This window comes from Adonisia turfae CCMR0081 (assembly GCF_011009555.1).
Taxonomy (GTDB): Bacteria; Cyanobacteriota; Cyanobacteriia; order Phormidesmidales; family Phormidesmidaceae; genus Leptothoe; species Leptothoe turfae.
In genome coordinates this window covers 3,369,055-3,381,416 of sequence record NZ_QXHD01000004.1, presented here as the reverse complement: position 1 = coordinate 3,381,416, position 12,362 = coordinate 3,369,055, and the positions used below count along the sequence as shown (strand labels likewise).

Below are 12,362 nucleotides of genomic sequence, written 5' to 3'. Positions count from 1 at the left end.
CTTGGTTTTAGGTAGATGTCAGGCCATTTTGGCCAACGGTAACAATTGTTACAAAAAGCAATAAACCCTTTATTCAGCTGAGCTTTCAAAAAGCCTTTGAATAAAGGGTTTGACCTATTTTTGATGAAAATCAACCAGATTAATCGTTGCCTGTTTATACGCTCAATTATTTTGGAGTAAGTGTTGCCTATTAGCCCCTTATCAATGAATTCTAATGGAGAGATAGTGGTTTGGAAGAATTCAGTTTGAACCGTGAACAAACGCTTCTAAACCCACCTCGGACAGACCGGTCGTTCTGATGACTGTCCTTTAAATAAGATAGGTCTGTAATGTGTGAGCCTGTCCCATGGGTAGAGTTTTGATGTTGGCTACCTGCTGAATTATTGTTCTGTTTGCAGGCAATTTGCTGCTGTTTGAGTAAGCGATTGTAGGTACGACAGGGAATGTATTCTTTAGGATTATATCCCTTGCCCCGTAGCCATAATACACAGGCCCATGAGTATTTACCATCTAAAATGGCTGTCATGACATCATCTGACTGTTTATCCATTTTTGATATCCTCTATCTGTTGTTAAATGATTGAATCTCTATTGTGAACTGAGTATTTGTTTCACGGACATGCTCACATTAGTGAGCTTAAGGAGCTGTCAAGCGTCTAAAATGCCTTGATGAAAATCTTTATTACATCTACAATCTAGAGCCTATAAATTGATTCCACCCTTTTTTAACTGTTTGAAAGGATCGATCAAAATGTTGATGACTCGACGTCGACGCAGACTAATATCAACGGTGGCCGTTTGCCCAGGCTTGAAGTTTTTAGGTCCTTTTTCAGTTTCCATATAATGGCTCAAGAGAGCTATCTCAACTTCATAGACCTCTCCTAATTTCTCATCCTTGACGGCATCAGGGGCAACGGTCACCACGGTTCCATCGACTACGCCATAGTCTTGAAAAGGATAGGCATCAAACTTGATCCGCGCAGTCATGCCAGCTTGTACAAAGCCAGCATCTCGATTAGCTAGCTTAGCAAATAATATCAATGGAGCTTCCTTTGGCGCGATTTCTGCGATCGGTTGGCCTGCATCTACAACCTCATCAGGGTTCGCAATTTTGACGTTAAGAACGACACCATCCACCGGTGCTTCCAGAGTTCTATGGCCTAATTTAGCGTAGGCTCCCCGCAGTTGAGTTTTGATTTCAAGAATGTTAGCTCTCAGCTGAGTTGTTTCTACTTCTAGCTGTTGCAGGCGCTGCTGAACTTCTAATACATGACGTTTACCGTCTGCCTGTTGGTGCTTTTGTTCTGCCTTTAAACGTTTGATTTCTGACAGCTGTCCTTGCAAATCACCCTCGTATTGGGTCATGGCTTGCTGTCGTGATAGAAGAGATTGCTCAGCATTAAAGAAATATTCCTGGGAGATTGCTCCATGCTCTTGTAGAGAATGCAGCCGCTGAATACGCTCTTGATGGGCCGTAATTTCTGTCTGAATTTGTGTTGTTAGTGCTTGTGTCGTCGTGGCTTTGGATTTAGCCTGCTCAATAGCTACTGTATAGGTCAGGCTATTGGCCTGGACACCTGCTTGTCGGGTTTGAATCTCTAAACGGGTTTTTGCCACCAAGGCTTGGGTTTGGCTAAGTTTGTCTTGGGCAGCTTCTAGGGCTTGTTCCAGTCGTTCGATTTCATTGCGGTCAAGCTGATCATCTAGCTTCAGTATGGCTTGGCCAGCCTGCACTGGCTCACCTTCTTTGACTAAAATGTCTAACACTTTACCCTGTTTAACAGGCATCACTTTATAGACTTCTCCCTGGGGGATCAACTGTCCGCGGGCAGAACTCACTTCCTCAATTTTTCCCACATAGGCCCAAATGCCAAATGCAATGCAAAAGGTAATACCACCTGTCAGCAGACGGTAGGGCAGCTGCGATGGTGGGCGGTCCAGGGTGGATTGCACCGCGGGTGACCAGGCTGTGATGGCTGAATCAGGCGATGATGTGGATGTGGGCGCAGTGTCGGTAATGCTAGATAAGTGTGTCATGGGTCTGCACTCCAAAAAAGGGGGCTTTGGATAGGGTCGTGACCATAGCGACCCGTCTCTTGATAAAAAAGAAAGAATAACGCTTAGTAACTGATGCTCATTACTGGGCTGGCGACTCAGAGCATTAGCTGTTGCTGGGCTAGATAGTAGTACAAGCCCCGTTCCGCAATCAGCTGGTCATGGCTGCCCTGTTCCACAAGGATTCCTTGATCTAGAACAAGAATGCGATCGACCTGGCGTACGGTCGATAGTCGGTGAGCGATGATAAAGGTGGTGCGGTTACGACTTAGCTGGGCTAGGTTGTGTTGAAAACGTCGCTCGGATTCGGTATCTAGTGAGCTGGTTGCTTCATCTAAAATCAAGACACGTGGCTGTCCTAGCAAAGCTCGTGCAATGGCTATGCGCTGTCGCTGCCCTCCAGAAAGTGTGGCCCCTCTTTCTCCTACCTTGGTGTTATATCCCAAGGGTAATGCTTGAATAAAGCTGTGGGCTTCGGCAAGCTTAGCGACTTCAACAACATCGTCAATGGTATAGTTGGGGCGATGTAGGGTGATGTTGTCTAGAATAGTCCCAGAAAATAGGAAGCATTCTTGAGGGACAACCCCGAGTTGCAATCGCAATGAATGGGGAGCAATATGACGAATTTCATGGCCATCAACCAGAATACGGCCACTACTCGAATGATACAGCCCCTGTAGTAAGCTAATGAGTGTTGATTTACCTGAGCCGCTACGTCCTACAATGGCAACGGTTTCTCCAACAGGGACATCAAAAGAAATATTCTGTAGAATGTTACGCTCGTCATCCTCTGCATAGCGAAACGTTACATTGTCGAACTTAATGTGACCTTGAATAGATGGCAACTCCAACATAGAACGTTGGGTGGCTTCTTCAGGTTTAGCAGAAAAAATATCATTGAGCCGTTCTATGGAAATTGTCACCTCTTGGAATTCGTCCCAGAGCCCTACGAGAGCCAGTACGGGGCCGATGACACTGCCAATCAGCATGTTAAATGCAAAAAACTGCCCAATGGTTAGCTGATCCTGGATCACCAGATAGGCCCCGTACCAGATTAAAGCCGTACTCCCTAATGAGTGAATAACGCCACTCGATGCTTGCAATGCATTGGCCAGTTTTTGACCATGGAATCGAGCATTGAGTAGCTGAATTAAGTCATTTTCCCAACGCCAGCGAGCTTCTTGTTCCACAGAGACAGCTTTAATGGTGCCAATACCTGCCATCATTTCTACTAAAGTCGAATTTTCCTTAGCATCAGCATTAAAGATCTTGCGTGATACCCGTCGCAATAATGGTGTCGCTCCAATAGCTAGTAGGGCAATGCATGGAATAAATGCTAAAACCAATAACGTTAAATGCCAGTTGTAATAGGCCATTAAGGCAATATAGACAACCATCATCACGACATCTAGCCAAACAATAACCAGCTGCCGTGTGAGAAACAGCTGAATCTTCTGTCCTTCTTCAACTCGTGTTGTGATGTCCCCCACATGGCGAAAATCAAAAAACTTTAAGGGTAGTTTTAATGTGTGCTGTACAAAACCACTGATTAATGAAAGATCTAAACGATTTGAAAAGTAATCTAGGAGGTATTGACGTACAGCCGTTAACCCAATTTGCCAGAGACCAAAGAGCAATAGACCCATAGCAAACACATTGAGTGTAACGATACTACGCTGTACTACCACACGATCTAGAATCACCTGAGTAAACAGGGGAGTTACCAAACCAACCATCTGAATTAGCAATGAAGTGAGAATGATTTGGCTAATGAGAGTGCGGTAGGGCCATAGTAATCTGATCAGATTACCCATCGATTGCTGACCCTCAGCAGTCAACGCTTGTAGCCGGTCAGTGGGGTCCAGGAGCAGAGCATAGCCAGTCCATCCTTCTAAAAACTCTTTCTGCTGTATCCATTTACGACCTTTGGCTGGGTCTGCAATTAAAATACGTTTAGACTGAATTCGATAGACCACAACATAGTGGTCTCCTTGCCAATGGGCTACAAATGGGTGTTGTTTTTCATGCAGACGATCTAAACTCGCCCGAACTGGCCTAGTCTCAAAGCCTACTTTTTCAGCAGCTCTGACTAGCCCTTTTAAGGACGTCCCTTCTCGACTAGTCCCTGCCAGTTCTCGTAGAACATTAAGACTGATCTGTTTACCCCAGTACTGGGCTACCATAGCCAGGCAAGCCACACCACAATCTGCTGTACTTTGCTGCTCAATAAAAGGAAAACCTTGCCAGGGGTGGCGTCCTCGATAACGGGGTTGAGGAAACTCCACTAGACCTTGCTCAGAAATGTTCTCAGGCAAGCCCATTCTATGGGCAGGAGGCGTAACTGAATTTAATGTGGATGTGGAATTCAACACATTTTCAAGAGATATCCTGTTCTTAAATGATGGTGTTTCTACCGTATTTGTTTTGAATCCATTGGATAACGTAGATTCTACGGGGTGTAAAAACGGGAATCGAGCCCATTGTTTTTTGGGGAGGCTATAGATTGACAACGCTTCTCGGGCAACCCAATCAGTCGGAATCGGTTGGGGATACCCCCAACTATCTCCCGGCAACAATGGATTATGTCCATGGCGAGATGATTGAATATGGCCTGATCTCAACCAAAAATGAGAGTCATTGCCTAATTCAACTAATCGCTGTTGACAGGGGACCTGTTGCTGTTGACAGGCACCGACAAACGGATCTAACTCATAACTACTGAGCTCTTGGAAAGAGGTCATCGTCTTGAAGAAGATTAGCTTTTCGCGGTGTTGGGCTTGGGAAAGTAGATATGTCTTTAAATCTGGTAGCTGATTAATCCAACGTTGGAAAGTGGTTAACGACATCCAAGCAATTTCAACATTTTCAGCGGCTACGACCCGATATGTGAGCTTGTGATCGTTTAATATTGGCTCCACCCCAAATGTATCACCGCGCTTTAGAGATTGCACAGGGGTGCCACCCATCACCTCTGCATCACTAACAATACGAGCACGACCATCACAGATGATATAAAGCCCTGCACCCTCTTCATGGGATAACGGAGAACCTTGAGGACCTTCCCCATAGGCAAAGAATTCATCGCCTATCTTGTATGTACAAATTTGGAAGGCTTGATTAAAAGCAGTCGGAATAGCAGAAGCTACATTAATTAATGCAGCAATATTAAAAGGTACTGAGGAGTAGTTCATCACCCAAATCCAAACGTGTGCAGGTAAAAACCAGGAAGTTTTAGAACTAAAATTCTTAGATTTCCTGCAACAGAAATCTAGTTGCGGGACTAAGCAGCTTTAGGTTAGCTACCGATTACCCTTGGACCACAGCTGTATGGAACAAACATCTGTGTATTAGGAAATGAATTGAAAATTGAATGAACGTACGTAGATAAATATTGTAAGGTACTTTCTAGAAAGAAAAATCCTTTCCGACTATGGTGAAGCTGACAGGGAAAAATCATTTTTTATTATTACCGTTTTAGGTTAAATTGAAGTTTTTTATAAGAAAATGTGGGTTATTGCCATAATATGCGCAATAATCTCACTCACCACAGCAACAGTATATATATGAGACGCTAACAAAAAACAATATTGAATTTAAGTTGTTATTAAATTTAAATAAATAATTAAGCTGACGCTTTATCGAAGCATGTAGTATGTATTGCAATCTTCGCAAAAAGCCTTCCCTCAGACGGGGGAAGGCTTTTTTAGTATGTCCGTATTGTTGGTGGTAGAGCACAATACGCCTAATTGCTTAAAATCATAAGCACTATTGCCCAATAACTGGGTTTTTAACAACTGCCTAAGATATTCAAAGGGTTAGATTAAATGAGATCAAGCGAATTACTCTCTTCCCATGGAAAGTCTTAGGAGATTAATAAGCAGGCTCTTCTTTGATTTTCACTTCAATATTCCTTAGACATATTGATGCTCCCATCGCTTTTCGGTTGACGAACTACAGAGACTGAATGAAATCATGAGCACATCGTACTTACTCAACTGCGAGAGAGCTCTCACATTGACTGATTGTGTATAGTAATTGCTCAGCAATCGCACTGTCACCGTACTCTTGTCTCAACTCAGTGTATATAAACTAAGAGATTTTTCCATCTGACAAAAGTTACTTGTATTCTTCTTGAAGGGTTACTTATTCCATTAGATAGCGCAAACGTATTTTTTTTAAAAAATAAGATTCAATACAAAAACCAACAACTATGATGATGGCTCAGTGCGGTTTGTGACATTTTTTAATAAAATCTGAAATCTTATTCTACCCTCAGGCACGTCAGGGTGCCTGAGGGGCATGCATTCACTAAGTCTGATTCTTGTCAACACCCAAAAGGTTACTTTCTTGAAAAACTCTAATAAAATTAATTTAGTACACAAAAGTTATCCACATAAGCGATATATGATAGTGCGTATATGCCCTATGGCTTACCCATATCTCTAGGAGCCCTATGACCCCTGATGAGATAGTTCATGTGCTTAATGCAACAGGGCAAAAGCAGTTGCTTCCCGTGCAGGAACTGATTTTACGCCAGTCTTGGGAAGGAGAAACCTATGCCAGTATGGCAGAGGAATTGCATTACGATGCGGCTTATCTAAAAAAAGTGGCGTTTGAGCTATGGCATTTGTTGTCGGATACCTTTGAAACTCCCATTAGTAAAGTTACACTGCGTCCGATCCTTGAACCACAATCCTTAGCCCCTCACCAAAAACAGTTTCTTGAGGACAGTCAATCTCTCCTTGGCAGGCAAGTCTATTTAACAGAGTTATGCTTCAAAAGTAAGTTTCCTGCTGGTTCTATTCCCGTTGGTTCAGCGCTATATATTAGTCATCCAACGATTGAAGACATGGCTTGCCAAGAGATAAGTGAGCCAGGAGGAATGGTGCGCATTAAAGCTCCTAGGAGAATGGGTAAAAGTTCATTGCTGCTCAGAATGCTATCGCATGCAGCCGTTCAAAACTATCGGACTGTTTACTTGGACTGTCAAGAGATTGATGGTCGTCTCAAAGAGGACCAGACTAAATTTCTACGTTGGTTCTGTGCCAACATCAGCTATCAGCTGGATCTAGAGCCTAAACTTGATGATTATTGGGATGTAGAAATGGGTGCTCGTTTAAGTTCTACCCTGTATATTGAGCAATATATCCTTAGGCAGCTTAAAAAACCGCTGGTATTATTTGTGGATGATGCAGATCTGCTCTTGCAGCATATTGACATGGCTCGTTGTTTTTTCTCAGTCTTGAGATCATGGCACGAACGGGCGAAGCGCATTGTTTCAATGCAAAATCTCCGACTAGTGGTAACTTATTGCTCAGAGTTTCACAGTTTTCTCGATATCAGCCAATCTTTATGCAACGTCGGCTTGCCAATCAAGTTGCCCTATTTTAGCTTGAATCAGATGCAGCAGTTGGCAGGTCGCTATAAACTACATGACTCGGAAGGTAATGCCGATATAACTTGGCTTTCCTCATTGTTAGCGATGACAGGTGGCCACCCCTATCTCGTGCAGCTGGCGTTTTATAACCTTTGTCAGGGCGCTGTTACTGTAAGGCAATTGTTACGCGATGCACCGACCCTGGCCAGCATTTACCAAGATCATTTGCGTGGTTACTTAGTGGCTTTGCAGTTGCGTCCTGAGTTAATCGCTGCTCTCAAAGACGTCATGACTGCGGAGCAGAGTACCAAGGTTGATCCGATGTTGGCCTATGAGTTAGATAGTATGGGACTCATACAGCTACAGGGTAATCAGGTAATACCTAGCTGTGAGCTATATCGTTTGTACTTTAGTGCGCAACTTTCGTAAGTCTTTCATAATTTAATAGCGGTCAACAGCTGAGTATAGCTCAGGATTAAGATTTTCTGATGTTTATTCATGTTCCCGGCTGGGGAGGCATCATTTAATGATAGCCCTACCTAATCAGATCATCATGGCCTACGTATGTGAACTCAACCCTGGTCACCATGTTTATTTAGATAATCAGGGAGATCAAACGACTGTCACCACGACTATGGGAATGCCAGGACAACAGCAACAGGCTAGTAGCAGCATGACTACGGGGCCTTGGATTGCACCGCCAGAGGGATATCAAAATACCGCTGGGGCTATCGTTAAGTTGTTTACTGCCCAGGGTGAAACCTGTGTGTATATCCAGGGTAATAGCATTACCCTGGCAGGTAGTGAGGTATCTATGGTCGGTGCACAGCAGTTGTCGATGCGGCAAACGGTTGCTATGCCCACCTCATCTATGCCGCCGATGCCACCGATGACCATGGGGACGATGCAAATGACGATGACCCCGATGGAAATGCATATGGGGAATATGGAATTAAAGATGAATGCGGCTAATCAAGCGCCTCAACCTGCAGCTACTCGACAGTTTTGTAGCCAGTGTGGTGCCAAAGTTGCCCCTGGGGATAATTTTTGCTCTAGTTGTGGTCACGCCTTAAGCTGAAGGAGATTTTTCCAGGTCTTTTATAGTCACAGCCTTTCTGTTTAAACGAGGATTGAACAACTGTTTTTACAGAATGTGTATAAAAGGATAGTCTCGTATTCTACATCCTCTGTCAGCCTGGACTCTCTCAATTTCCAGACGGTGTTATGTGGCAGGCCGTTTGCCTCTGTTCTCAAATGCCCTCTGGTGGTTGGGCTTGGATGACTGTGGTATTCTCTCGATGATTACCATAACAATTTACAATGGTGTTCAAAGTTTTAAGCGTTATTGTTCTTCATGGAAAAACGTAATGGTGATAACTGAACGCTGTTTTACCCATTAATGGCTTAACCTGGTATTAAATTTTTGCCAGATGTATGGACTTTTACAATTTGCGATACCGATAGCCGCTAATCAGTGGAATATGCGCTTTGAGAATGCTGATTGTGTTTAATTCCTACGATCCCGGAGATTTTTACGACGAGCTATTTGTCAGACGAGGGGTGCCTCGACCCGAGGCGGCACTATTGGTGAAGCGTATCAGTGACATTTCCATTGATGAGCTGATGCTGCGCCAACAGATGGCTCAGAATATGTTGTTTAAGCTGGGCGTAACGTTTAACGTTTATAACGATAATCAAGGAACAGAGCGAATTTTTCCATTTGATGTAGTGCCTCGCGTAGTGCCTCGCAATGAGTGGCAGTGGCTGGAAACAGGCTTAAAACAGCGTATTAAAGCGTTAAATTGTTTCTTGGACGACATTTATAATGGTCAAAATATTATCAAGGACGGTGTTATTCCCAGGGAGGTGATTGAGTCTGCAACGGGTTTTTTGAAGCCTTGCTTGGGTTTAAAGCCGCCGAAAGGGATCTGGTGTCACATCACTGGGACTGATTTAGTTCGCGATCGCAACGGCAACTGGTATGTCCTTGAAGATAATCTCCGCTGTCCCTCTGGCGTCTCCTACGTTTTAGAAAATCGACGGGTGATGAAAGGGGCGTTTCCAGCCCTGTTTGAGGCCCTCAATATTAACCCAGTGGACGATTATCCCAGTCAGCTACTAGCCTCCCTATTGCACCTGGCACCCGACGGAATGCCCGAACCGCGAGTGGTTCTATTGTCTCCCGGTATCTATAACTCTGCTTATTTTGAGCATTCATTTTTAGCTCAACAGATGGGCATTGAACTGGTGGAAGGTCGAGATTTAGTCGTGGCAGACGGCTATTTGCAAATGAAGACCACTAAAGGGTTGCAGCGGGTAGATGTGATTTACCGCCGCATTGATGATGAATTCTTAGATCCTCTGACCTTCCACCCTGATTCTCTCTTGGGGGTGCCAGGGCTCATGGACGTGTATCGTCAGGGGCGGGTTGCGATCGCCAATGCTCCAGGTACCGGTGTTGCTGATGACAAGATGATCTACAGTTACGTGCCCGCCATGGTGCGTTATTACCTCGATGAGGCGCAGATCATCCCCAATGTTCCTACTTATCTCTGCGAAAATTCCCAGCAGCAGGACTATGTACTCCACCATCTGGATCAGCTGGTGGTCAAAGCCACCAATGCCTCGGGAGGTTACGGTATGTTAGTGGGACCCCATGCCACCGATCCGGAGCGTGATGCCTTTGCTGACCAGATTAAGGCGAATCCTCGGGGGTATATTGCCCAGCCCACCCTTTGCCTCTCTCGGGTACCGGCTTTGGTTAACAGTCAGTTTCAAGGCTGCCATGTGGATTTGCGCCCGTTTATTTTGAACGGAGAAGATATCTACGTGAATCCAGGGGGGTTAACGCGGGTGGCTTTGAAGAAAGGGTCGCTGGTGGTGAATTCATCCCAGGGGGGAGGGAGTAAGGATACGTGGGTGGTGGCAGCGGCGAATTAAGTAGGTATATTTTTTCCCCTTTTGGTGGGTTGTGCCCACCCTACACTTTTCTTAAAAACAACTATGCTAAGTCGCGTTGCTGATTCCATCTATTGGATTAACCGCTATGTGGAACGGGCGGAAAATGTGTCCCGTTTTGTAGATGTTAACTTGAATCTGTTGCTTGATACCCCCATGGGTACGCTACAACAGTGGGAGCCACTGGTGGTAACCACGGGTGATCAGGCGATCTTTAAAGAGCGCTATGGTGCAGCGACGGCTGAAAATGTGCTGAGGTTTCTCACCTTTGATGCGGACTATCCTAATTCCATTCGTGCCTGCGTGAAATCGGCCAGGGAGAATGCCCGTTCGGTGCGAGAGATTATTTCATCGGAAATGTGGGAACAGCTAAATGAGTTTTACCTGATGGTGGAAGCTGCGGCTAAGTCCGATGAAGTGGCTGAACTCTATGCATTTTACCCTGAGGTGAAACTTGCCAGTCACCTCTTTGCTGGGGTGATGGATGCCACCATGTCCCACAATGAGGGCTGGCACTTTGGCCGATTGGGGCGATTTTTAGAACGAGCGGATAAAACAGCCCGGATTTTAGATGTGAAGTATTTTATTCTGCTGCCATCGATAGCGGCGGTGGGCAGCTCTTTAGATAACCTCCAGTGGATTGCCCTATTGCGCTCCGCCAGTGCCTACGAGATGTACCGCAAATGTCAGCATCTCATTAATCCCAGAGGCGTTGTGGACTTTTTGGTGCTGCATCCCGAATTTCCCCGGTCTATTCGCTGTTGCATTTTACAGGCTGAGCAGTCTTTGAATAAAATCTCAGGCTCACCCATAGGTACCTGGCGGCTCAGTAGTGAGCGGCGTTTGGGCAAGTTGCGATCGCACCTCGAATACATCACCCTAGATGAGATTTTCCAAACCGGGCTCCACGAATTTTTGGATCACCTCCAGGATGACCTGAACCATGTGGGTAGTGCCATTACCGAAAATTTTTTTGGAGTCTCGGTCTTGGCTTAATGGGGATAGACCATTGTAGGGACGTTATATGTAAGGCCCCTACAATGGTGTGTTGATAACCCTGGTTAAAAACCCATTAGCCCTTAACCAACGCTCACCCCAAAACCCGCTGTGCGCTATCGCATTGTCCATCAAACTCAATATCACTATGTTGAACCTGTACAGCTAGGACTGCATCTATTGCGACTGCAACCACGGGTAGACGGTAGTCAACGTCTGCATCAGTTCACCTGTAAGGTTGCCCCTACACCTGACAAATCTACTGACTGGCTTGATTTAGAGGGCAATGTTTGTCGCCAGGTACAGTTTGCCGATACCCCTATCGCCACCTTGACCATCACCAGTCAATGTGATGTAGAAACCCTGCGGTCTAATCCCTTTGACTATCTTTCTCCAGACTGGGCAATGACGGCTCCCCTAGATTATCCCCAGTCTGTGCAGCGTCTAGTTGCCCCTTATCTGACATCCCCCTGTACCCATAGCCCAGCTGTGATTGACTGGGCTCAACAGCAGCTGCATCAGGTGGACGGCAATGTGGGCCTATTTTTGACCGGTCTTACCCAAACCATTTACCAAACCTGTACCTATGAAACCCGCCACCATGGCCCACCCTGGCCAGCGGGTGTGGTGCTGGCCAAACAGCGAGGGTCTTGCCGCGATTTTGCCGTGCTCTTTATGGCTGCCTGTCGAGCGGTGGGGCTGGCGGCAAGATTTGTCAGCGGTTATCAACGGGGCGATGCTGACCAAACGACCCATGAGTTACACGCTTGGCCTGAGGTGTACATACCCGGCGGTGGCTGGCGGGGCTTTGACCCGACCCTGGGTTTGGCCGTTGCCGATGGTCATATTGCCCTAGCAGCCGCAGTGGAACCGACCCAGGCCGCTCCCATCACCGGCAGACTACAGTCCGGCTATTTGGGTCAGAGCACCCTAACGGCAAACATCCGGTTAAATGTCGTGGATGGCTAGGCCGCAA

The 12,362-nt window shown here is 45.7% G+C and carries 8 protein-coding genes; 5 read left to right on the top strand and 3 right to left on the bottom strand.

Annotation, left to right across the window (positions count from 1 at the left end; all coding sequences use genetic code 11):
* Positions 1-211: 211 nt before the first annotated feature.
* From DXZ20_RS18745 to DXZ20_RS18735, 3 genes are all read right to left on the bottom strand, one after another.
* Positions 212-550, bottom strand: a complete 339-nt coding sequence (locus tag DXZ20_RS18745; protein WP_163664482.1) for a HetP family heterocyst commitment protein — start codon at positions 548-550, stop codon at positions 212-214.
* Between the two features lie 152 nt (positions 551-702).
* Positions 703-2,037, bottom strand: a complete 1,335-nt coding sequence (locus DXZ20_RS18740; protein WP_163699821.1) for a beta-barrel domain-containing protein — start codon at positions 2,035-2,037, stop codon at positions 703-705.
* A gap of 116 nt (positions 2,038-2,153) precedes the next feature.
* On the bottom strand, positions 2,154-5,246 hold the full coding sequence (locus DXZ20_RS18735; RefSeq protein ID WP_163699819.1) for a peptidase domain-containing ABC transporter: 3,093 nt from the start codon (positions 5,244-5,246) through the stop codon (positions 2,154-2,156).
* A gap of 1,262 nt (positions 5,247-6,508) precedes the next feature.
* Here DXZ20_RS18735 and DXZ20_RS18730 point away from each other — a divergent pair.
* From DXZ20_RS18730 to DXZ20_RS18710, 5 genes are all read left to right on the top strand, one after another.
* On the top strand, positions 6,509-7,861 hold the full coding sequence (locus DXZ20_RS18730) for an AAA-like domain-containing protein (protein WP_163664476.1): 1,353 nt from the start codon (positions 6,509-6,511) through the stop codon (positions 7,859-7,861).
* A gap of 124 nt (positions 7,862-7,985) precedes the next feature.
* On the top strand, positions 7,986-8,510 hold the full coding sequence (locus tag DXZ20_RS18725; RefSeq protein ID WP_163703540.1) for a zinc ribbon domain-containing protein: 525 nt from the start codon (positions 7,986-7,988) through the stop codon (positions 8,508-8,510).
* 416 nt (positions 8,511-8,926) lie between these two features.
* Complete coding sequence (locus DXZ20_RS18720; protein ID WP_250564940.1) at positions 8,927-10,372, top strand: circularly permuted type 2 ATP-grasp protein; 1,446 nt, start codon at positions 8,927-8,929, stop codon at positions 10,370-10,372.
* Between the two features lie 63 nt (positions 10,373-10,435).
* A complete protein-coding gene (locus tag DXZ20_RS18715) occupies positions 10,436-11,386 on the top strand; it encodes an alpha-E domain-containing protein (RefSeq protein WP_163699817.1) in 951 nt (316 codons plus the stop codon).
* A 111-nt stretch (positions 11,387-11,497) separates the two neighbouring features.
* Positions 11,498-12,355, top strand: a complete 858-nt coding sequence (locus DXZ20_RS18710) for a transglutaminase domain-containing protein (RefSeq protein WP_163699815.1) — start codon at positions 11,498-11,500, stop codon at positions 12,353-12,355.
* Positions 12,356-12,362 lie beyond the last annotated feature (7 nt).

Coding starts and splice junctions, on each gene's coding strand:
- DXZ20_RS18745 (WP_163664482.1), bottom strand. CDS start 550: ATGGATAAACAGTCAGATGATGTCATGACAGCCATTTTAGATGGTAAA.
- DXZ20_RS18720 (WP_250564940.1), top strand. CDS start 8,927: ATGCTGATTGTGTTTAATTCCTACGATCCCGGAGATTTTTACGACGAG.
- DXZ20_RS18730 (WP_163664476.1), top strand. CDS start 6,509: ATGACCCCTGATGAGATAGTTCATGTGCTTAATGCAACAGGGCAAAAG.
- DXZ20_RS18740 (WP_163699821.1), bottom strand. CDS start 2,037: ATGACACACTTATCTAGCATTACCGACACTGCGCCCACATCCACATCA.
- DXZ20_RS18735 (WP_163699819.1), bottom strand. CDS start 5,246: ATGAACTACTCCTCAGTACCTTTTAATATTGCTGCATTAATTAATGTA.
- DXZ20_RS18715 (WP_163699817.1), top strand. CDS start 10,436: ATGCTAAGTCGCGTTGCTGATTCCATCTATTGGATTAACCGCTATGTG.
- DXZ20_RS18725 (WP_163703540.1), top strand. CDS start 7,986: ATGGCCTACGTATGTGAACTCAACCCTGGTCACCATGTTTATTTAGAT.